The 21,081-nt window shown below is 70.1% G+C and carries 18 protein-coding genes; 8 read left to right on the top strand and 10 right to left on the bottom strand.

What is annotated here, in order from left to right; all coding sequences use genetic code 11:
• Window positions 1-122 precede the first annotated feature (122 nt).
• The 3 genes from OO57_RS23850 to OO57_RS39745 form a co-directional block, all read right to left on the bottom strand.
• Window positions 123-3,899: an AAA family ATPase gene (locus OO57_RS23850; protein ID WP_033254674.1), complete on the bottom strand. Its 3,777-nt coding sequence runs from the start codon at window positions 3,897-3,899 to the stop codon at window positions 123-125.
• Window positions 3,900-4,072: 173 nt separating this feature from the next.
• On the bottom strand, window positions 4,073-4,774 hold the full coding sequence (locus OO57_RS44045; protein WP_158715198.1) for a hypothetical protein: 702 nt from the start codon (window positions 4,772-4,774) through the stop codon (window positions 4,073-4,075).
• Window positions 4,767-6,623: a DEAD/DEAH box helicase gene (locus OO57_RS39745; RefSeq protein WP_051778161.1), complete on the bottom strand. Its 1,857-nt coding sequence runs from the start codon at window positions 6,621-6,623 to the stop codon at window positions 4,767-4,769. The genes OO57_RS44045 and OO57_RS39745 overlap by 8 nt, the downstream gene beginning before the upstream one ends.
• Before the next feature lie 847 nt (window positions 6,624-7,470).
• Between OO57_RS39745 and OO57_RS23865 the strand changes: the two genes are divergently transcribed.
• Window positions 7,471-8,439 (top strand): nucleotide kinase domain-containing protein, encoded by a 969-nt coding sequence (locus OO57_RS23865; protein WP_234337473.1) that lies wholly within the window; start codon window positions 7,471-7,473, stop codon window positions 8,437-8,439.
• Window positions 8,440-8,497: 58 nt separating this feature from the next.
• Here the strand turns inward: OO57_RS23865 and OO57_RS23870 are convergent, their stop codons facing one another.
• From OO57_RS23870 to OO57_RS23885, 4 genes are read right to left on the bottom strand one after another with little or no spacing between them, the layout of a single operon-like run.
• A complete protein-coding gene (locus OO57_RS23870; RefSeq protein ID WP_234337474.1) occupies window positions 8,498-9,337 on the bottom strand; it encodes a hypothetical protein in 840 nt (279 codons plus the stop codon).
• Between the two features lie 29 nt (window positions 9,338-9,366).
• Window positions 9,367-10,281 carry an ImmA/IrrE family metallo-endopeptidase gene (locus OO57_RS23875; protein ID WP_051778163.1) on the bottom strand — a complete coding sequence of 305 codons (915 nt, stop codon included), beginning with the start codon at window positions 10,279-10,281 and terminating at the stop codon, window positions 9,367-9,369.
• Window positions 10,278-10,685, bottom strand: coding sequence for a helix-turn-helix domain-containing protein (locus OO57_RS23880; RefSeq protein ID WP_051778164.1), 408 nt, complete (start codon window positions 10,683-10,685; stop codon window positions 10,278-10,280). The genes OO57_RS23875 and OO57_RS23880 overlap by 4 nt, the downstream gene beginning before the upstream one ends.
• On the bottom strand, window positions 10,682-10,918 hold the full coding sequence (locus tag OO57_RS23885; protein WP_234337475.1) for a phosphopantetheine-binding protein: 237 nt from the start codon (window positions 10,916-10,918) through the stop codon (window positions 10,682-10,684). The genes OO57_RS23880 and OO57_RS23885 overlap by 4 nt, the downstream gene beginning before the upstream one ends.
• 153 nt (window positions 10,919-11,071) lie before the next feature.
• On the opposite strand from OO57_RS23885, the gene OO57_RS23890 reads away from it, so the two are divergent.
• Window positions 11,072-11,950, top strand: a complete 879-nt coding sequence (locus OO57_RS23890; RefSeq protein ID WP_033254676.1) for a nucleoside triphosphate pyrophosphohydrolase family protein — start codon at window positions 11,072-11,074, stop codon at window positions 11,948-11,950.
• A 101-nt stretch (window positions 11,951-12,051) separates the two neighbouring features.
• Here OO57_RS23890 and OO57_RS44860 read toward each other — a convergent pair whose 3' ends face one another.
• Complete coding sequence (locus OO57_RS44860; RefSeq protein ID WP_051778165.1) at window positions 12,052-12,915, bottom strand: hypothetical protein; 864 nt, start codon at window positions 12,913-12,915, stop codon at window positions 12,052-12,054.
• Between the two features lie 316 nt (window positions 12,916-13,231).
• Between OO57_RS44860 and OO57_RS44865 the strand changes: the two genes are divergently transcribed.
• The 3 genes from OO57_RS44865 (at window position 13,232) to OO57_RS23910 (ending at window position 17,903) form a co-directional block, all read left to right on the top strand.
• Entirely contained in the window at window positions 13,232-13,486 is a 255-nt protein-coding gene (locus tag OO57_RS44865) for a helix-turn-helix transcriptional regulator (RefSeq protein WP_033254677.1), read from the top strand.
• Between the two features lie 164 nt (window positions 13,487-13,650).
• Window positions 13,651-14,667, top strand: a complete 1,017-nt coding sequence (locus OO57_RS23905) for a DUF6083 domain-containing protein (protein ID WP_063737630.1) — start codon at window positions 13,651-13,653, stop codon at window positions 14,665-14,667.
• 5 nt (window positions 14,668-14,672) lie between these two features.
• Window positions 14,673-17,903, top strand: coding sequence for a DEAD/DEAH box helicase (locus tag OO57_RS23910; RefSeq protein WP_234337476.1), 3,231 nt, complete (start codon window positions 14,673-14,675; stop codon window positions 17,901-17,903).
• Window positions 17,904-17,915: 12 nt separating this feature from the next.
• Here the strand turns inward: OO57_RS23910 and OO57_RS23915 are convergent, their stop codons facing one another.
• On the bottom strand, window positions 17,916-18,497 hold the full coding sequence (locus tag OO57_RS23915; RefSeq protein WP_051778166.1) for a DUF4328 domain-containing protein: 582 nt from the start codon (window positions 18,495-18,497) through the stop codon (window positions 17,916-17,918).
• Window positions 18,498-18,728: 231 nt separating this feature from the next.
• On the opposite strand from OO57_RS23915, the gene OO57_RS23920 reads away from it, so the two are divergent.
• The 3 genes from OO57_RS23920 to OO57_RS23925 all read left to right on the top strand — a co-directional run bounded on the left by OO57_RS23920 (window position 18,729) and on the right by OO57_RS23925 (window position 20,425).
• Entirely contained in the window at window positions 18,729-19,757 is a 1,029-nt protein-coding gene (locus OO57_RS23920; RefSeq protein ID WP_033254678.1) for an AAA family ATPase, read from the top strand.
• Window positions 19,751-19,897: a hypothetical protein gene (locus OO57_RS44050; RefSeq protein WP_158715199.1), complete on the top strand. Its 147-nt coding sequence runs from the start codon at window positions 19,751-19,753 to the stop codon at window positions 19,895-19,897. Before OO57_RS23920 ends, OO57_RS44050 begins: the two co-directional genes overlap by 7 nt.
• 300 nt (window positions 19,898-20,197) lie before the next feature.
• Window positions 20,198-20,425, top strand: a complete 228-nt coding sequence (locus tag OO57_RS23925) for a hypothetical protein (protein ID WP_158715200.1) — start codon at window positions 20,198-20,200, stop codon at window positions 20,423-20,425.
• 45 nt (window positions 20,426-20,470) lie between these two features.
• Here OO57_RS23925 and OO57_RS23930 read toward each other — a convergent pair whose 3' ends face one another.
• Window positions 20,471-21,043 carry a transposase gene (locus OO57_RS23930; protein WP_033254705.1) on the bottom strand — a complete coding sequence of 191 codons (573 nt, stop codon included), beginning with the start codon at window positions 21,041-21,043 and terminating at the stop codon, window positions 20,471-20,473.
• Between the last annotated feature and the right edge of the window lie 38 nt (window positions 21,044-21,081).

Here is a 21,081-nt window from a genome sequence, read left to right on the forward strand (position 1 = left end):
TCACTGTGCCGCCCGCCGCGTTCAGAGCAGGAGCGGCCCCGCTGCGCGGCGACGGGCGCCACTCCATGTCCGCTGCCACGTGGCACGGTGGAAGGGAGGAGCCGTCGCCTTGCGGATTGGACTCAGCGTCCAGGGGCTGTCCTGCGGGTGACAGCGCGCGGCCTGATGGCAGCCTGGGGCCGGTAGACCGCCTTGAACCTTGCTTCCCACTCGGGCTCGTTGACACCGTTCAGGTCGTCGGTGACCAGCAGGATCCCCCCAGGACCGCCCGCAGGTGCGGGCAGGATGCCCAGGCGGGCGTACCACTGCTCCTTGCTGCGCCACTTCGCCGCGTAGGCAGGGTCGTTGAGCATGCCCAGGTGTTCCCAGTAGATGGGACGCGCGGAATCGTCGGTGAAGATCGTGAAGTCGGGCAGGCGCCAACTGCCGTCGGCGGCGAACAGCGGCTTCTCGTACTCCCAGCGGCCGCGCGCATGGCGGTCGAGGAGGTTGGCGATGATGACCTCGTTCTTGCTCTGCACCGCAAGCCCGAAATGGGTGAGGTGGATCAGGTTCGCATCGTAGAGGCCGAGCGCTGAGCCTTGGCGGTCCTTCACCACTGTCGGCCGGGGAGGGGTGATGAGGTCGGTGAGTCGGCGGGCGGTGTCGGACGCGGTGGGTGCGCCGAGTTCGAGGAGCGCGTCCAACGGCCCCTCGTGGCAGATGACCACACGCTCGCTCTGGCGGGTGAGGGCGGTGTACAGCAGCTCACGGGAGATGCCCTGTAGCCCGGCAGACAGCATGAGGATGACGGTCGCGAATTCGCTGCCCTGGCTCTTGTGGACGGTCATCGCCCACGCCAGCTCCAGCCCCGGGCCGTCCTCCGATCCTCGGTAGCTGAACCTCCAGCCGAGCTGGGAAGAGAACTCGACCTGGGTCTCCCACGGAGGTTTCTTCATCGATTTCGACTTCAACTGGCCTGTGACGATGCCGAGTTCTCCGTTGGCGACGTAACGGCTGCGGCTCTTCGGCGGCGGGGAAGCGCCGTTGTAGGCATCGAGCGTGCGGTTGGTGGTGTTGACGACCTTGTCGCCGTAGACGATCTGCTCGGGGCCGAGCGGCTTGGGCACCCACCGGTTGTACCGGGTGGTTGCCAGGACGAGGTCGTGCTGGCGGTAGAGGTCTTTGAGGTGCCGGTTGAGGCCTACGGTGCCGTGAGGGCGGCCGCGCACCGGGGACAGGACCTGCCAGATGTCGCAGCCGGTCGGCGCCGACGCGAATTCGGGCCACACGCGGCCGTCCTTGCCCGTTCGGGTGGACGCGCCGTAGGACTGCGCGAACGTGAGCGCATCGCTCACCCCGAACTCCTCACCCAGCACGTCCTCCAGAACTTGGGAGGCGGAGCGTCCGGCCCATGGCACCGCTCGCACCGAGGCCATCGGTCGGCCGGAGCGCAGGTGCTCCCAGATGGTGTGGTCGTCCTCGGTGCGTTGGTCGCCGCTGTACCAGTGGGCCAGCGCCAGGTCGTCGCGGTCGTTGCCGCGCTGGCGGTGCAGCACCGTCAGTTCGGCCCAGTGGGCGGCGGTGCGGGGCCAGGACGGCCGGTCGGGGCGCAGGAAGCGTTCGATGTCGACGAAGGGCCTGCCGGCGCCGATGGGAGGCAGTTGGCGGGGGTCGCCGACCAGGATGAGCCGGTCGGTGATGTCGACTGCGTCCAGGAGCGCGGCGAGCATGTCCTCGGTCAGCATGGACGCCTCGTCCACGACGACGGTGCCGTAGCGCTTACGGGGCCCGTCGGGAATCGTCAGGTAGCGGCCATGGGTGTCGAAACGGCGGCTGGGGGTGAGGAACTGCGCAAGCGTCTGGGCGTCCTCGCCGGTCTTGCTGTGCAGCTGGACACGGGCTTTGCCTGTCGGGGCGAGCAGCAGGAGCCCGCCTTCGCGAATCTCACGGCGGCTGGTAAGCGCCCGAATCAGCGTGGTCTTGCCGGTCCCGGCCCGACCGTTGAGCACCGTCAGCCTACTGGTGTACATCACGCGGAACACTGCGTGCTTCTCCTGGCGGCCCCGCTCCTCCAACGCAGCATCGGCTCCGGCAGAGGGGGCCGCGGCAGCCAGGACCTGGTCGAGGGACGACTCGAGGTCGGCAGGCGCGGCGTGCACCGGGCCGCTACGGATGGCGTTGAGGTGGGCGCGGATGAAATCCCGGCGGGCGGCGGCGCTGTCGAGCTTGTACGCCGCACTGCCGTCGGCCAGCTCGACGCGCCGCAACTGCAGCCACCGGGAGGTGTCACTGTCCGGCTGCTCCAGGTCCCGGGGGAGCATGCCCAGCGCCCCCAACGTGTCCGCGGCGGTGTCGAAGGCCACCGCCAGGCGGGGCATCAACGACTCCAGGCGCTCTTGCATCTGCTCGAGCGGCAAGACGGTGTGCCCCTCGTCCTGGGCACGGGCCAAGACGGTAGTCATCGCGGCGTCGATACGGCGCGGGTCGTTGGCGTCCTCGAAAGGCGAGGTCACCGGAAGCGGGTGCCGCTCCGTGACCTGCCGATCGGGGAAGCACCCGCGGTCCACGGTCTCAAAGGCGATCGGTTCGCCGTCGTCGACGGTGCACGTCACCAGGTCGTACGGGTTGGCCAGCAGCGCATCGACAGGGATGTCGATGGACGTCTGCCCGGTCATGACGCGCTCGGCCGCTTCGGGGCTCACATCAAAGCGGCTCAGCAGCCGAAGGGCCTGCCGCTCCTGGGACGACTTGGCAGCCCACATCGCCACCGGTGTCGACGTCACCAGCCCGGCGAGGCTTTTCTCGCCGCCGCGGCGCTCCAGCAACTGTTCGAGCGTCGGCCACGGATCGACGCCCTCACCCAGGGCCGAGGTGATCGCATGGGCGGCGAACGTGGGGTGGGAGACATTGAGCCGGTCCAAGACGGCCGGCAGGCCCGGGGCCACGCCGCGGCGCCTCCACGCCAGGCGCAGCTGCTCGTCCAGCCACTCCAGCGAGGCGCGGGGGAGGGAGACGGACGGGTCCTTGAGGTCGATGGCAGCCCGCGCCGCACGGCGCAGTTCCAGCAGGGCCGCGACCGCGGCGTCGGCAGAGACGTGCTCGGTGCTGTAAGAGAAGTTCCGGCCGACCTCGGGAGCCGCCGCCAGGGCCGTACTGACATCGGTGCCGCCGGCGGCGAGCCGGGCCAGCGCCTGGACGGGCAGCAGGATGCCCCCGATGCCTTCCGGGCGAAGGCTGTGCCGCAGGACGGTCTCCCACTGGTGGTTGGGAAAGACCTTCTCATCGGAGCCGGGCCAGCGCCCAGGCGCAGTCCGGCCGGTGACCACCGCGGCACCCACCAGCATGCGCCGCGGCTGCTGCTCGAACGGCGAATGCTTGAGATACAGGAACACCAGCGACCGATCGGGCTGCACCAGCCGGAAGAACTCCTCGATCACCGCCTGCTGGTTGTCACCGTGCAGGACCCACGGCAGCTTGGCACCGCCCAGCATGGCCAGGGCCCGTTCCTCGTCCTCCATCCGGAACCCGTCCAGCGGCCGCTCCTGCAGGACCGCCGCGACGTTGTCCCGGTGCAGCCAGAAGTACGGAATACCGTGGACGGAGTACGCCGGAACGTGCACCCGCGATGTGCCCAGGCCCCGCAGCACCGGGAACCCGCTGTAGGGATGGGTCCGCTCGAACCAGTAGTCCCGGCTGCTCATGAACGCGCCCCGCTCGGTGACGCACGGGGGAAGGGCGCCTTGCACGGTGTCCCAGTCGGCTCCCGCCTGGGCGGCCTCCTGCTGTCCCTTGCGCTTGGTGCCGATGTTCTCCAGCATCACGCAGGAGGTGTTGCCCAGCGGATCGTCGCAGACCCGGCCACTCCAGCCCGAATCGTGCCACGGCACACGAACCGACAGATGCTGGACAAACGCCATCGATGTTTCTCCCCAGGCCCCAGGACACTCTCGCGTGCAGCAGCGTAGAGGCTACGGTTCGTGAGCGCGTCGCCTCCCCTTGTGGACTGCCGCGGGTGCGGGAGCCCAGCCGCTGCGTCTCGGGCGCAGCCCGCCGGATGCTGTCTTCGATATGGCGGCCTGGGGATATGTGATCACCCTGCCGCGGTTTTCTGTGCGGCAGGGTCTGAACCGTTGGAGCCGGGCGACAGCAGTCGTTCGAGCGCGGCTTTGACCTCGGCTGCGTCCGCTGCGTCCAGTTTCTTCACCAGAGCCTGCGCGATCTCCTCTGGATTGGAGCGGGGGATGGTCAGCATCTCCTTGCGCCATCCAGCCAGGACACTCGCCCGGTGAGGGGTCAGTTCGCCAGCTTTGACCTGGGCCAGCAGATCGGGGCGCTCGCGTTCGAGCCGGCGGATCGCGCCTTCCCGGGAGTTGCCGTGCGCCGCAGGCCTGCGGGGAGCCGGAGCCGCTACGATCGCCTGATCGCCGCCGTCCGGCCCTGCATCAGGGAAGTCCCTGACAATGTCAGGGACTTTTCCCGGTCGGCCTGTTCGAAGACGGGGAGTGAGACGGTGAAACTCCACCAGGAGGTCCGTACGGTCTCCGATGATCAGTTCGACGAGGTCTAAGGTCGCACCTAACCCCTTCAAGGGGAGGGTTTGTACGAATGTCTCGAACTCGGTGTCGGTGTAGGTGACATGGTCCCCTAGCTGGGTGACGAAGTCCTTCCACCCGCCGGTCACCAGTAGGTCCTCGAGGAGTTTGGGAACCGTCCCCAGGGAGTTGCGGCCCGACCGCAGAGACGATCCGAGTGAAGCCACCGTCTGCCCGCGCTCCCTGCGCTCGTCAGCCACGGTATCCCTGCCCGGCCAGCTCGAAACGCTCGGACTCTGCCGCGATGGCTTCCTCCAGCTTGGCCTCCATGAGGGCCAGCACCGCCATGCTGCACTCCTCCCGCTTGACGCCGAACTGGCTGAGCAGCCGGGTATTGAGCGCCCGCTTGTTCTGCCCGATTCGCTCCTTGGTGAGGTCTCCCGCTGCACGCGCCTGCATCATCGCTAGCCTTCCCACCAGGGTGTCGACACGTTTTCCAAGGAGCCGCTTCTTTCTGAACCGGGGAGGCTGCTGCTCATGTACTGCCGGAGGCGGCGGGGGAGCGGTCGAGGCGTGCAGTTCGGCGACCTGGCGGGCATAGGTGATCGGGATGCCCTTGCCGCGGCACATCTGCTCGCCGTGCAGGAACAGCGGCGACGGCATCGGCACACCGCGCCGCTCGGACTGGTAGAACTCGGGGACATCGACCTCGACGGCAGGTTCGAACGACAGCGCCATCTGCCCGCTCTCCCGCGCATCCGCAGCCAGCTTTTCCGCGCACGCCAACGGATCCTCGCGCCCCTCGGTGCCCTCCCAGGGGAGGTCGTCGATCGGGGCGGGCTGCGGGGGAACCAGCGGCCCGGCCAGGCGCTCCTCGCCGCCATCGGCCGCATCCTCCGGATCCAGTCGGGTCAGATCCCGCAGCTCGAGTTCGACCCGCGCCGCATGGTCCATGAAAACGCGCACAGCCGGAATGATGATGTGCGCATCGAGCCCGTCAGCGGGGCACACCGCGCGGTCGCGCACGAAGCGGCCCATGAACTGCCGGAAGAACAGCGGGGTCTTCCAACGTGACAGGTAGCAGCCCACCATCAAGCGGGGGATGTCCACCCCCTCCGAAACCATGCGGATCGCAACGATCCACTCCCGGGACCCGTCCACGCGAAACGCATCGATCTTGCCGACAGCCTCATCATCCGTACTCACCACGACAGTTGGCATCTGCCCGCTCAGATCGGCCAGGATCCGCGCGATCTCCCGAGCCTTGTCCTCGGTGTCCGTCACCACCAGGCCGCCGGCGTCGGGCACATCGATACGCCGCTCCGTCAACAGCTCGTGTGCACGGGCCAAAAGACCCCGGGTCCACGGCTGCTCCGTATCGAAGACATGGTCGAACATCTTGCCGAGCTTGGCCCCCTTGCCATGGTCCTTCAGTGACTTGGTGGTCTCGCTCCCCACCTCCAGGTAGCGCAACTGCGCGTCGTAGGAGTGGAACTCCACCGCCCGGCAGACCCCGTCCGCGACCGCCTCGCCGTACTCGTAGGCGAAGTCCACCGCCACCCGCTGGGCGGAGGGGTCGCAGGGGTCCGGCTCGTAGGTGCACCAGGGGATGGAGCACTCGTCCGATCGCCACGGCGTGCCGGTCAGCATGAGGATGTGCCGGGCATCCGCCAGCGCTTTCTGTGTCCCTGAGCCCCAGGAACGGCTGTCGCCCAGGTGGTGCACTTCGTCCAGGACCGCGATGGTCGGAGTGCTGCTGACGGCCCGCCGCGCGTGCTCCGCCCCGGCGCCCTTCATCTGGGCGTAGGTGGCCACGAAGCCGTCGAAGTCGGAGTCGTTGTAGTCCGAGTCGTCGGCCACGGGCACCAAATGCAGTCCGAACACCGCGGCGACCTCGGCCCACTGCTGGCGCAGCGAGTCACTGGGGACGTAGACCGCGATGCGGTACACCACCCCCATCTCCTTGAGCTTCGCTGCGCAGTGCAGCGCGAAGATGGTTTTCCCTGCTCCCGGTGTCAGCATGGCCAGCCACTCGCGTTTGGACTTGCGGTCTGCCATGTACTGGTCGAATGCTTCCCGCTGACAGCTGCGCAGCTCGGGCCAGACCACAGACGGCACACCTTCCTATCGAAGCGAGTGAGACCCGGGGCGCCCCGCGAAGCCTCCGCGTTGTGAAGTCCGCTTCTGCAGGGATGCGGTGCGGCGGGGCCGGGGAGGCGGGTGGAGTTCGGGCCGTGTGCCTACAGCCTGCCGGGAGAAGAGCCCTGTCTCCACGGATGGCGGCAAACGCCACCCCATCGAGCGAGTGCCGGCCCCTAGTGCTGCCATGCGATGGTCCTAACCGCGCAGCGTCGCGCGCTGCATCGGGGCGGGACGGCGCCCTGGGGCAGGCGGTGGCTGGGAGGTCTCCTGGAGGTCGGGCCGACAGTTCCAGGGCAGGGCATCTGGAGGCGCCCGGACTCATCCCGGACGGATCACAGGGAAGTTCCTGGAGGCGGAAGGGGAGGGCCGCGCGTGGGGCGCGAGAAACTCGGAGCCCGGCAGCCTGTTCTCGGAGGTCGATGATATTTCCCGAATTGGATTCCTTTAGGTGTGAAGGATGGTGGCTGAGCGCCCGGGGCGGCCCAGGGGCGTGTGGGTAAATTTTTTACGAGTGGACATCCTTTATCGCCAGGGCGTGCCGTGATATCCTCCCAGGAGGAATTGGCGGTGCTTTCGGTGGGCTGCGAAAATCTGTCGCCGACTCGCACCGGGGGAGGAGGGTCCTTGCCGGGAATTCGTGGATTCGATGTGCGTGCGGGCCGCCTCCCGCTGATTCCTGGCTGTCCGGGATTTTGATTTATGATTGATTACGTGTCAAGGAGTGACCCCAGCTATGGCCAGTTCTCCGCGCTTGGTTCCGGAATCCGGAGGCGATGTGTTGGTCGTCGCGGGCAGGAAGCTCCGCCCTACCGAGGTGTTCGACACCTACTGGAGGTTCGCGGAGCGCCGCCAGGCGGTGTACGAGGCCAGGGTGGCGGGCGCGCCGCAGCCGTGGACCGAGGATGCAGTCCTCTCCCAGTACCGTTTCACCAACTGCTTCCGTGCTGCGGACCGGGTGAGCCAGTACCTGATCAGGGAGGTCAGCTACCGGGGTGAGCAGCGGTGGGACGAGGTGTTCTTCCGCTCCATGCTCTTCAAGCTGTTCAACAAGATTTCCACCTGGGAGTTGCTGGAGAGTTCCCTCGGAGAAGTGCCCTCCTGGAGCGGCTATGATTTCCAGGTATACGACCGGGTGCTGTCGAAGGAGTTTTCGACCGGGGGCCGCCTGTACTCGGCGGCCTACATCACCCCGCCTCCGGCACTCGGCGAGGAGCGCAAGCATGCCAATCATCTCCGACTTCTGGAGATGATGATGGAGACGGGGGCGCCCAAGGAGGTGGCGGAGGCTTCGACGCTGAGGGAGGCGTATGAGGTCCTGCTCGGGTACCCGGCAATCGGGCCGTTTCTGGCATACCAGTACGTCATCGACCTCAACTATGCGGAGAGCATGGGGTTCGATGAGATGGACTTCGTGGTGCCCGGGCCCGGCGCCCGGGACGGAATCCGCAAGTGCTTCGGTCCTGCTGCTCACGGGATCGAGGAAGAGGTCATCCGGTACATGGCGGATTCGCAGGAGCACCATTTCGAGCGGCTCGAGCTGCAGCCGGTCAGGCTGGGCGGTTCGCGCCGGCTCCAGCTGATCGACTGTCAGAACCTCTTCTGCGAGGTGGACAAGTACGCGCGTGTCGTGCATCCGGACGTTGCGGGTATCAGCGGGCGCAGCCGGATCAAGCAGTCGTACCGGGTGGACCCGGCGCCGTTGAAGACGTGGTTCCCCCCGAAGTGGGGGCTGAACGGTGAAGAAGGAGCGCGCTCGAGTGCTGCGGAGCTCGTCTACGCCTGAATGCAGGCAGAGCCGGGCGGGGCCGCCGGACCGGATCGGTTCGGCGGCCCCCGTGTGTTCAGTTCGCGAGGTCGAACATGGCGTCTTTCTGGGCTGCGTGTTGGAGGAGGGAGACCTGGTCGGCGGGGCAGTCCAGACGGGCGACGCCTGCGACGACCGTCAGCGATCCGGGAGTCAGCCCGGCCTGCTGGGCCACCCACGCGTTCAGGCGGCCCAGCGCGAGGTAGTTGCCGTATGCGCGGTCGAACATGTAGTGGCTGCGGTAGTAGGCCAGGGTGTGGACGGTGCGGGTGCGGCTTTCGAGCTGGAACGACACGTGGCTCAGGCAGGGGAAGTCCAGGGTCTGCGTATCGCTGCCGGCAACTCTGATGGGGAGGTCGGCGAGGTGGGCGTCGTCGGCTGCCGGGCTGTGGGAGGCGTCGTCGATGTGCGCGGTGCCGGCCTCGTACAGGCCGTTCCACTGAGCGGATCCGCTGTAGCGGCGCAGCCGGTCGATGAGGAGGCCGAGTTGGTCCACGGGGGTGCCGGTGGAGTCCTTGCCGGGGTAGCACACGAGCCGTCCGAAGTAGGTGCCGTGGATGTTGCGGCGGGCGGCTTTGCGCAGGCGGCTGTACAGCGCGCGGTAGCGCCGTACCAGGTCGTCGTGGTCTTTGCTGACGGCTGCGAGTGCGGTCGGGAAGAGGGTGTTGACCACCGTCTCCAGCGGGTAGAGGGGGCTGCCCTTGCGTGCGGCGCGCAGTCGTTCGAGTTCGCTGCGTACCCGCGGGTCCTCGCTTCGCGGGTCGGTGATGCGTACGACGGTGTGGTAGGCCCGCTTGTCGGGGAGGTCGGCCAGCCGTGAGGCTGCGCGCAGCCAGGCGGTGGAGATGTCGGGTGCGTCGACCATGAAGTGCTGCACGGCAAAACTCCTGTCGTCCGGCGGGTCGGTCAGCCTTGGTCCCAGTAGTAGTCGCACCCCGACCGCGGAGGGGTGGGGTGCACGGTGATGCTCAGTTCTTCGCAGGTGGGGTGCGCGGTGGCGGTCAAAGTGGTGGTGGGTGGGAGGTTGGGGGACAGCCACAGGGCCCGTCCGGCCAGGGGGCCTCCCTCCCAGGGCAGGGCTGCGTCGTTGTGGGGGTCCTCTGTGGTGAACCCGGGCGGGATGCGGTTCCAGGTCGCGGGGAATCCGAGAAGGAGCATGTCGCCTGCGGCTGCGTGGAGATGGGCTTGGTGTGCGTGCGGGGCCAGGAGGTGGATGTGGGTGCCAGGGCCGGGGGGAAGGCCGTGGGACAGGTGGTGCTTGATGGCGGCTGGTGTCGTCTTGAGCCACTGGCCGGCTGTTTTGCGGGTGATGAACTTTAGCCGGATGAGGTGGCGGACGGTTGTTGCGTAGGGCGTGCCCAGCCATCGGGCGATCCGGTAGGCGTGTTCGGGGGCGGTGGGGGTGCGGATGCCGCTGAGGTCCAGTGCCGCGCGGACGGCGGGCAGCGGCATCAAGAACCAGGAGGCGAAGACCTCTGCGGCTTTCTCGTGCTCCGGCCAGCCCTCTCCCCATGCTTGTGGAGAGGGGACTTCGTGGTCGAGGGTGGTCCCGTGCCCGAGGACGTGGTGGCCCAGTTCGTGGGCCAGTGTGTGCCGGGCCTCGACTTCGTCGAGCCCGGCGTTGAGCATGCAGGCGGGTCCGCCGTCGTCGGCCGCTACGTAGAGGCCGAGAAGAGGCCCTGTGGGCCGCACAAGGACTTCGACGCCGAAGTCCTTGGACGAGGAGAAGACATCGACGTAGCGGTTGCGTTGGACCTTGAGGTCTTCGTGGGCGTGTTTGGCGGCGATCATCGCGATGCCGTGGGCCTGGTCCCAGCTCACGCGTTGCCTGCTTCTCCTTCTGGCCTTCCTGTGCTGTCGGTTTCGGCGGCACGTCGGGCCTTGAGATAGTGGATGAACCGGGCAACCTCGATGCGGTCGTCCTCGGTGAGAGGCTCGTGGGTGTGGGGCAGTCCCGCGAGGGCGTGTTCGCCGGCATCGGCGTTGTTGTCCTCGTCGAGGAGGTAGGACACCGACAGACGGAACAGCTTGGCCAGCTTCTTCAGCTCCAGGCCGTCGACCCGGCGGGTGCCGCGCTCGATGTCGCTGATCGCGGACCGGAGGATGCCGGTGCGTTCGGCCACCTGCTGCTGCGAGAGGCCGAGGTACTCCCGGACGTCCTTCAACCGCTGCCCGATCCGGGCGCGCTCGGCGTCGTCCTCGGTGGGTGAGGGCCTCGCGGTCATGACTGCTCCTCCTGTATGGCGTTGTACACGGTCTCTGCGAACGCGAGCACCGATCGCAGGGACCGGCCGGCTTCCGCATCGGCGGGGATCGACACACCGTAGCGTTCCTCGACCCGCGTCAGGATCTCCACCACCAGGACGGAGTCCACCGGGAGATCGGCCCCTCTCGCGGTCAACTCCTGGTAGATCTCTTCATGTTGGCGGTCCTGGTACTCCGCCAGAAAATCGATCACGACTTCGACGATGTCGCTGACACTCCCGTGCGGCACGATCGGCGCCTGCCTTTGCTCGCAACTCTCGGACAACCGGGATGACCCGGGCTTAGCATACGACTGTGTCGGCAAATCCAACAAGGTTGTCGGCCAGTCGCCTATGGGAGGTCCCCCTTGCACCTCGCCCGGTACCAGCAGGCCGCGATCAAAACCCTCAGGCCCCCGGCGGACGGCCACGACCCCGTACTGGTCCCGCTCCTCGGCCTGATCGGCGAAGTCGGCTCGGTCGCCACGGCGTACAAGAAGCGTATCCGCGACGGGGCTGGCATCGGCCACGGTAAGCAGCAGTTGCGCGAGGAGCTCGGCGATGTCCTCTGGTACATCGCGGCTCTCGCCCACTGCCTCGACCTCGACCTCGAGGACATCGCTGCCGCGAGCCTGGAGAAGATCAAGGACCGTTGGCGCGTGACCCCTGTAGCCGACCGCACAGCCTTCGACGCCGAATACCCGGACCATGAGCAACTGCCGCTTCGTACCACGGTCACCTTCACCCCCACCGAGGACGACAAGGGCCGTACCGTCGTGGTCCTCACCCGGGAGGACGGCAGCAGGGCGGGGGACCCGCTCACCAGCGCCTCCCACATCGAGGACGACTACCGCTTCCACGACGCCTTCCATCTCGCCCATGCCGCGGTCCTCGGATGGTCGCCGGTCTCGCGCTTCCTTCTCGGGTGCAAGCGGCGCAGCCGCCCCGGCGTCGACGAGGCGGAGGACGGCGGCCGCGCCATCGCCATCGAGGAAGGCATCTCCGCCCTCGTCTTCTCCTATGCCGCCAGGCACGGCTACTTCGAGGAGGTACGCAGCGTCGACCACGAACTCCTCACCACGATCGAACACATGACGGCGCACCTGGAAGTCAGTGTGATGCGGGCGGCGGACTGGGAGGAAGCCATCATGGTCGGCTACCACGTGTGGCACCAGCTGCGCGAGAACAACGGTGGGGCGGTCGAACTCGACCTGGAGAAAAGGACCTTGACGTATCGGAAGGAGTGAGGTCCTTGGAGGGCCCGCAGCGGTGCCCTCCGCGCAGGAGCGGTGAGTGAGGGATCCCTGCATGCTGCCGGGTATGACCAGTACTGGCTGTCGGCCGGCTTCTACCGGCGGGCTGGCCAGCAGGTGAGCAGCCCGCTCGGCAGCGCCTCGCAAGTGCTGAGGGCCCCGGCGGAGCGGGCACGGGCGACGGCCGCGCCGAATCCACGCAGGGACAGTCCTGCGGCGCGCGCGGCGGCTTCGGCCTCGACGAGGAAAGGCTCGCCGGGCTGCTCGGCCCAGGCGAGAACCGCGAGGGCCGCCAGTCGGTCGGTCGGAGCCAGGCAAGCCATGCGGGGATCGGACAGAAGCTGCAGCGCCCAGCGGCCGGCGCGGCCGCAGCGGTGGGCGGCGAGGTCGGGGATGAAGACGGCCGGCCCACCGCGGGGTCGGCTCAGGTAGTGCAGCCACCCGGCATCCTGTAGTTCGGCCAGTGCGAGGGCAGGCCGGGCCAGGCGCAAGGAGCGGACCAGGCCGTGGGGGAGGGGGGAGAGTCCGCTGCGGCGGGCGCGCAGCGCGCACACCACCGCCAGCAGGCGGGCTTCCGCGCCCACCGGCGGCAGGACGGTGACGCGAGCCAGTGCGGCCCGGACGGCCAGGCGCTGCCCGGCCACGGTAAAGGCTTCACCGCCGCGGCGCCGTCTTCGCACCGGTCCGGCAGCCAATGCGGGGGAGGCGCCCAGATCGGGGGCCTGCGGGATGCGGGCGGCCTGCGGGATGGCGTCCGCGCACGTCTCGCACGCATCGGCCAGGTACCAGGAGCGCCGGCTCAGGCCGCAGAAGAGGACCAGGGCGATCTGCCCGCCGCAGCCGCGGCGCCCCGGATGCCATGCGCAGCCGGCCGTCCGGCAGCCGCAGGTCCGCAGGTGCGCGGGAAGGCGTTCACGCAGTACGTGCTCGGCGAGGTGCGCGACGGCCGCCTCGCGCACGGCTGCCGGCGTCGCCAGTCGATCCCTCGTGTATCCGCAGCCCGGACGGCGGCACGCCACGCCCCGACGCTGCGCATCGACGGCCGCCGACCACACACCGTCCGCCTCCGCGCCACCCTCCCACATCCTGCCGCCCCGCCCCTTTTTCGCCCGCCCCGCTGCCACCCGCGAGCGTCCTGGGCGGCGGGGGAGCCCGGGACGGAGCGGCGGACACCCTAGTGCAGAGCCCCGCCCTGCCGGGGCGGTGGCGAAAGGGGGAGAAATAGGGCAGAGGTCTGCACTGACAGGGCAGGGGTCTGCACCGTGCGATAGCACAGTGATCACCCCGCCGCCCGACCCCAACCTCGCCGCGCTGCGCCTCGAACTCGCGCGCCTGCGAGCCGGACGCGGCTGGACTTACGACCAACTCGCCGAGCACAGCGGCCTGTCCCGCCGCACCCTCATCGAAATCGAGCAGGGCCGCACCATCGGCACCCTCGCCACCTGGCACGCCATCGCCCACGCCTTCGACCTCCCGCTGGGCGACCTCACCGCCCGCCTCTGCGACGACCACACCCCCTCGGGTGCCTGACACCCGTCCCGCCTTCGCCCGCCGCGACAACCACCCGAACGGGCAACCGGACTCGAACACGCGCACCCCGTGCGCGCTGGACGGCGACCTGTCCCCTCCTCGCGGGTGACACGGCCGCGCCGCCACCCCGCCACTCACCTCCGCACGGTGCGACGGTCCCCGCCATGGCCCCCACCTCCTGCGCCCCCGGCTTCAACTGGGACGGCACCCGCAAAGGCCCCGCCACCACCCGGACCCTGCGCATCGATCCCGCCAGCCCCACCCGTCTGCTGCGCGCCGCCGCCGCCTCCGCCTGCCGGTGGTGCGGCAACCATGTCGAATGGTGCTACCGCGCCGACGGCAGCCCCGTCCCCCTCCACCCCGCCGAACTCCCCGCCAGCGACATCCCCCCACCCCAGCGCTGGCACCTCGCCTCCGGCCTCGCCCACCCCGGAGGCGGAGGCTCCTCCTGGTGCCGCATCGCCCACACTGCCCTGTGCCCCGCCACCGCACCCCACACCGGCCCCACCACCCCCGCCCTGAACACGCTGCGCCGCGCCCTAGCCGTACGCACCCGCCGCCTCACCGACCTCGGCTTCGCCCCCGAACCCCCACACCCCGCCACCCCGACCGCCACCGGCCCCACCGAGGCCGAACCCGCAGCGCCGCAGCGCCCGATCGTCCACATGCTCCACACCCACTACCTCGCCCCCAGGCCGCTGCCCGCCATCCGCTGCGTCGCCCAGACCCGCACCCGCGACCGCTGCCGCCACCCCGCCACCGACCCGGACGAAGGCCGCTGGACCCTCATGCCCGTCGACCCCGCCACCACCTCGCCCAAGCACCTTGCCGCGCACCTGCTGCCCGCCGACATGGCCGTCTACTACCTCAGCGACCTGCCCTACGCCGTCCAACTGCGCTGGCGCCGACAACGCTGCCCGATCCACGACCACAGCATCGCCGCCGACACCGCCATCACCGAGTGGGAACCCTTCGACCCCTTCCTCCACCACGCCCACATCCGCACCCGCCTGCCCACCGACCCACCACCCGGGCCCCACCCGACGACGACCGACCCCGCCAGCCGCCCACCCAGCCCCGCAGCACACCTGGTGGACGCAGACCCCGCATGCCCGCCCACGGCCCCCGCCGCCCCGTCCCGGCAAAGCCCTCCACAGTCCCCATCACCGGTGGCACAGTGAGCACCGTGCACGAAACAGACACCGAGGCAAGCGATTTGACGGTCCAACAGCTCATTTATGACAGGTGGGGGAGCGACCTGCCCGCCGCGGGGCTGCAGCAGCGCTTCACCGAACCGGGCTGGACCTGGCAGGAACAACTGCCCCGTCCGTGCCCCACGTGCGCCGGTGTACTGCACTCGCTGCGCCGCCCCTACGAGTCCGGCGGACGCCAGTACCGCTATGTCGCCGTGGTCTGCCCCGCCTGCCCGGCGGCGTTCACCCTCGCCGACCTCGGCGTGAAGACCTACGACAAACTCCTGCGCCCCACCACCCCAGCCACGCCCGCGGCGGCGCCCTCCAGCCTTGGCTCCCGGCGGGCGAAGGCAGCTCCCACAATGACGGTCCGCGCCGCGGCACGGCTGGTGACTGGCCTCGACACCGGCCCCTGCCCGGACGGGCCCGGAGTGACCGTCACCGAGATCCGCCTGCCCCACCCCTCCCGCGAACCCCAACCCGCGCAGACAGCCTCGGCGAGCCCGGCATGGCCCGAGGACCTGCCCCTGCCCGTCCAGAAGGAGACGCGGGCCCTGTGGTGGGGCAAAGTCACCGACCCCGCCTGGAGCGTGCCCGAGGCGGCACTGCGCGCCGCCGACGACGTGCGGGCCATCGTCCCGGCGGGGGAGCGGTTCGACACCCTGCGCGAGACCCTCACCGGCCTCGGCGCCCAGGTGCGCACCGCCGCGCACTGGGTGGAGGACGAGGTGGTCACCACCCTGTCCGACCTGGGCGCCCGGGTGGAACTGGCGGCCTGGACCGGCGGCGCAGCGACACCGGCCGCGGGCCCCGCCGCGTACGCGGCCCGGGACGCGTACGCCGCCCAGTGGGACGCCCTGGACGAACTCCCCGCCGGCGACCTCGAGGCGTTCACACCCGTCGAGGACCTCGTCCCCGAGGAATGGAAGGCGCTGCTGCCGCACCCGTCCTTCAACCCGGTCCAGGCCGCCACCGTCCCCGCCGTCACCGAAGGCGACGAACACGTCATGGTCGTCGCCCCCACCGGCGCGGGCAAGACCGCGATCGGCATGGTCGCCGCCCTCACCGCCCACCACCGCGGCCGCAAAGCCGCCTGGCTCGTGCCGCAGCGCTCGCTGACCGACGAACTCGACCGCGACCTCGCCACCTGGCGCAGCGCCGGGCTGCGCGTGGTGCGCCTGACGGGCGAGGCCGCCGTCGATGCCGACCTGATCCGCGAGGCGGACCTGTGGGTCGCCACCACCGAGAAGTTCGAGGCGATCTGCCGCGCCGGATCCCTGCGCACCGCTCTCGCCGAGGTCGGCTGCCTGGTCGTGGATGAGATCCACCTGCTCGGCGACCCCACCCGCGGCCCCGTCCTCGAAGCGCTCCTCGCCCGGGTCCGCGAGGACGCCGCCCGGGTGCGGATCGTCGGCCTGTCCGCCACCGTCGCCAACGCCGACCAACTCGCCCACTGGCTCGGCGCCCGCCTCATCCGCTCGCCCTGGCGCCCGACCCGCCTGACCTGGCAACTGCCGACCATGCCCCCGGAGGCGGACGCCGCCGACTGGGCGAGCCGCAACAACGCCCGCACCCGCCGCACCGTCGACCTCACCCGCCACCACACCCAAGACGGCGGCAGCGTCCTGGTGTTCTGCGGCAGCAAACGCTCCGTGCGCACCACCGCCCTCGCCCTCGCCCACGACCGCGGCATCGACACCACCGGCGCCGACGCGGACGACAGCGACCTCGTCGAGCGGCTGTGCACCAAGGCCGGAGTGCGCCTGCACTACCGCGACTGGCCCCACAAACGCGACGCCGAACAGGCCTTCCGCACCCGCCAGGCCGACGTCCTCGTCGCCACCTCCACCGTCGCCGCCGGCGTCAACCTGCCCGCCCGCGCCGTCATCGTCCGCGACACCCAGATCGGCATGAGCCGCATCGAAGTGTCCATGGTCCAGCAGATGTTCGGCCGCGCCGGCCGCATCGGCGCGGGCGAACGCGAAGGCCACGCCTACCTGCTCACCGCCCCGAGCGAGCGCCACCACTGGCAGGCCCGCCTCGCCGCCGGATACACCGTCACCTCCCGCATTCGCGACCGCCTCCCCGACCACCTGCTCGCCGAAGCCGTCCAACTACGCATCCACACCCTCGCCGACGCCGAGAACTGGTGGGAGGGCACCTTCGCCTTCCACCAGGGCCACCACCCCTTCGACCCGCTCCACGACGCCGCCGACTTCCTCACCGAAAGCGCCTACCTCACCCGCACCCCCGACCCCGACGGCGGCGACGACCGCATCGAAGCCACCGAACTCGGCCGTCTCACCAGCCGATTCATGGTCGACGCCGACCTCGCCTCCACCCTCGCCGACGCCACCGCCCACCTCCCCGTCCCCGACGACCCCGACACCGCGGAAGACCTGCTCATCACCACCCTCGCCACCCACCTGCCCACCCTCGAACAGGCCCCCTTCACCGACCGCGCCAAAGCCGAGCTCTACAACGTCCTGCGCACCCTCAGCCAACCCGACGCGGACCAAGACGACGAGGAGGACGAGTGGCAGCCCGCCGCAGGCGACCTCGCCCGCGCCGTCCTGCTCCTCGTCGCCCACGCACCGCGCGCCTTCCGCGGCCGCCCCGCCTACATCCGCGGCATCCCCGCCGACTCCATGGCCCCCGTCCTCGACGACGCCCAGCGCTACCTCGCCTGGCTCGGCGCCCAAGGACCCCTCGCTACCGTCCACCCCTGGATCGCCACCGTCGCCGCCGACCTTGCCCAGCGCATCCGCTGGCGCGCCCTCGCCCCCACCCGCGGCGCCGGCCGCCTGCTGTGGATGTGCGAGCAGATGGCCACTCCCGCCCACACCCACGCCCTCGTCCCCGCCATGTGGAAAGCCGCCCGCGCCCGCGGCATCGACGCCCCCGACTGGCCCGGGACCACCCCGCCCACCCACTGCCGCCTCGCACCCGCCGACTACCGCACCCTCCTCACCACCCGCGCCACCGGAACCGTCCTCACCCTCCACCTCAATCACGCCACCGTCTACACACCGCGCGGCGCCACCGCCATCACCTGGAACGGCACCACCCGCACCTGCCACACCACCACCGGCGGCCCCGCCGACCTGCCCTACCCGCCGCCCTCCCCCGACGACCCGTCAGCAGGCCACACCGGCGTGGCTGTCTTCACCCGTGGCGACCGTTCAGGAGAAGGGTGGATGAAGGTGTACAGCAGCGTCGGTTGAGAGCATGCCCTCTCAGATGGAGAGCTTCTCCTGCTGGCGGGCAGTCAGCCGGCGGATCACCAGGACGGCTAGGACGCCGGCCACCACGCCGCTGGCCTGGTCGAAGGCGGAGTAGCCGTTCGGATGGGCCTGCGTCCGCATCAGGGCGGCCGTGCCGAGCGTCTTCGCCAGCCACGCCACCCACCAGGCGTTGACCACCCACTCGCCGCCGCGCGGTCCGCTGGCCCGCCAGATGTCGAGCGTGACGCGGTACGGGATCCAGAAGTTCGCCAGCGGAATGAACCAGCCGCCGACCGCGAGCCCGGGCCCGAACCGGTGCCCGACCGGGTCGAAGAGCTGCGCATTGCGGCGGCACCGGCGCAACCAGCGCAGGAAGAACACGACGCTGCCCACCAGCAGCACCATGCTGACCAGCACGTACGCCGCGAAGAACTCTGCCCGTGTCCCTCCGGCCAGCCCTACTGCGAGCTGGGCGACTGTGTACACGGCGATCACCGCCTGCGCGGCGGTCGCCGCGGAGCGCAGGGCCGCGGCCCGCTCGTCCCCGACCGCGCCGTTCCGGCGCGGCGCGTCTTTCGCTGCCTGCGTACTCACCTGGGCTCCTGAATGTCCGTCCACGTTGTCGATCTTGCGCGGGACCGGATGGAGCGTAGTCCTGCCCGGCGCCGCCACCGGGCCCGGGGCCCGTGCGTTCGGTCATGGGGTTCGATGCCCTCCCTCCGCGTCCGCCCGCGCCGTGCTGCTCTCGCGCCGCAGCCCACACCTGCCCCTGGTGGCGGTCGGCCCGCGGCCATGTCCAGCTCCTCCGTCGGCTGTTGCTGCCGTGTGGGTGTCCCACCATGCTCGGGCGGCAGCGGGGCGGAGACTCCGGCCGGACCGTCCGGCCCGCAGCTGCCCTCGCCCGAGCAGATCGTCGCCTGGATCTGGCGCGAGGACGGCGGCCTGGTCGTACACGCCAAGGTCGTCACCCGCGCCGCGGTGCTGACTGCCGTGATCGACGCCTGCCCGCACGGCGTCGCCACCGCCGAGCAGGCCGAGCGCCTGGTCGAGGACATCCTCGCCGCCCCGGGGCACGCCGTGCGCCTGCCGGACCAGGGCGCCGTCCACATGTCCCACAGCCAGCGGTACACCCACACCACGATCCTGGCCGCCGAGCAGGCGATCACGGAGACCGCCACCGCCCGCCTCGGCGAGGGCGCTGCCCAGCTCACCCCGGCCGCCGCCGACCTGGCCATGGCTACGTTCGAGGCCGGCCGCGGCTTCTCCCTCTCCGAGGAGCAGCGCGCCGTCGTCACCAGGCTGCTGACCGCCGGTCACGGCCTGGACGTCGTCGTCGGCGTCGCCGGGGCGGGCAAGACCACGCTGATGGACGCCGCCCGGACCGGCTGGGAGGCAGCGGGCCTCACCGTGCGCGGCGCGGCCACCGCGGCGGTCGCGGCCGCGAACTTGTCCTCGGAGGCCGGGATCGACTCGTCCACGGGCGCCGGGTGGCTGCGCCCGGGCGGGCCGGGCCTGGCCGGAGTCGACGTCCTGGTCGTGGACGAGGGCGCGATGGTCGACGACCGCCAGGTCGCCGAGCTGCTGCGACTTGCGGAGGCCGGAGGGACGAAGGTGGTGCTGATCGGCGATCCGCTGCAGCTGCGCGCGATCGGCGTCGGCGGCTTCGCGGCCGCGCACGCCCTGGTCGACGGTCCCGTCCTCGCGGAGAACCGGCGCCAGTGGGACGCGGCCGAGCGGGCCGCGCTGGAGGTCTGGTGCCAGGGAGGGCGCACCAGCGCGCTGGCGGCGTGGGTCGAGGCCGGGCACGTGCACGCCGCCGCCGACGCCGAGCAGGCCCCCACACCGAGATGCTGACCGCCTGGCTGGAGCTGTGCGGCCGCTGGTCCGCCGATCCGCACGAGGTCACCGAGCACCTGGTCGTGCTCGCCGCGACCAACGCGGACGCCGAACTGCTGAACGCTGTTGCCCGCGGACTCCTGCAGGAGCAGGGCTAGTTGACGCAGGGCCGCACCTACCACCAGCCCGCGGGTCGCACCCTTCACCTCACGGTCGGTGACCAGGTCCGGGTGCGCCGCAACGACTACTCAGATTGAACTCGCGATGTCGGTGGTCAGGGCAGGTGTTGAAATCGTCCCTGGTCACCAACGTCCGCCCGAGATCAGCGCACTAGCCGAAGGTGCCACACTGACCTGCGGAAGCCAGCACCCAGCAGCGAAGTTACCGCCCGGTCAGGAGATCACGTGCCGCCTGAACCTCCCGTCCAGCCCTCGGCTGGCCAGCCGTTCGATCCGGCGTTGCCGAGGGAGATTCGGCAGCAGTACCAGTTCGTGAGCAACCTGCTGCGCGAGGAGCTCACGGCCGCCGAGGACCCGGATTGGCGCCAGCAGGTGCTCGACCACCTCGAACTCGCCTCGTTCTCAGCTGGCTACCTGCTCGCTGCGGCTGACCGCGATACGGTTCAGGTGGCGACGGCGGCACACAACCTCGCCGCCCTCGCTCTCACCCCGCTGCGGCGGCCGTAGCTGTACGGTGATCACCTTGCATTCGCTCGCGTAAGTGATCGCAGCTCAGATGGGGTGCTGGCCGAGATCTCGTGTGGTCGTCGACAGCGGGGCAAGGGCAAGTCCGGTCCCGCCCAGGCAGCTGTCGATGAGGTGGGAGCGGTACTGGATCTTCCGTAAGCCGCGTCTGATCGTCCGCACGAGGTGGTCGGGGTCGGCGAAGGCGACGTTGGCCAGGAACCCTTGCCGCAGCAGTGACCAGATCCCCTCGACCGGGTTGAGATCGGGGGCGTATGCGGGCAACTGGTAGACGGTCAGCCAGTCCTGGGCGGCGATGAACTCCTTCATGCCTGCGGCCAGGTGGGTGTTGAGGTTGTCCCAGATCAGGACGATCGGGCCGTCGAGCTGGTTGTGCGCGGCGACGATCAGGTCGCGATAGTCGGTCCAGGCGAAGCTCTTGCGGCCTTTGGCCCGGCCCTGGCTGTCGTCCGGTCTGGGCCGGTAGATCAGCCTGGAGCGTTCGCCGGGCTTGTAGCAGGTCGGGGCGGCGATCGAGACCCGCTGGCGGGAGCGGCCGCGCACCCGAACGACAGGGGTGCGGCCGCGGCGTCCCCAGGTGCGAGCGCGCGCCGGTGTCATCGACACTCCGGCCTCGTCCTTGAACACCAGCCAGGCCC

It is taken from the genome of Kitasatospora phosalacinea (assembly GCF_000717185.1).
GTDB lineage: Bacteria > Actinomycetota > Actinomycetes > Streptomycetales > Streptomycetaceae > Kitasatospora > Kitasatospora phosalacinea_A.

What these genes read in the sequence shown, in the direction of transcription:
- OO57_RS23850 (WP_033254674.1), bottom strand. Translation starts at nt 3,899, where the DNA reads ATGGCGTTTGTCCAGCATCTGTCGGTTCGTGTGCCGTGGCACGATTCG.
- OO57_RS23880 (WP_051778164.1), bottom strand. Translation starts at nt 10,685, where the DNA reads ATGACCGCGAGGCCCTCACCCACCGAGGACGACGCCGAGCGCGCCCGG.
- OO57_RS23905 (WP_063737630.1), top strand. Translation starts at nt 13,651, where the DNA reads ATGGCCCCCACCTCCTGCGCCCCCGGCTTCAACTGGGACGGCACCCGC.
- OO57_RS44050 (WP_158715199.1), top strand. Translation starts at nt 19,751, where the DNA reads ATGCTGACCGCCTGGCTGGAGCTGTGCGGCCGCTGGTCCGCCGATCCG.
- OO57_RS23930 (WP_033254705.1), bottom strand. Translation starts at nt 21,043, where the DNA reads ATGACACCGGCGCGCGCTCGCACCTGGGGACGCCGCGGCCGCACCCCT.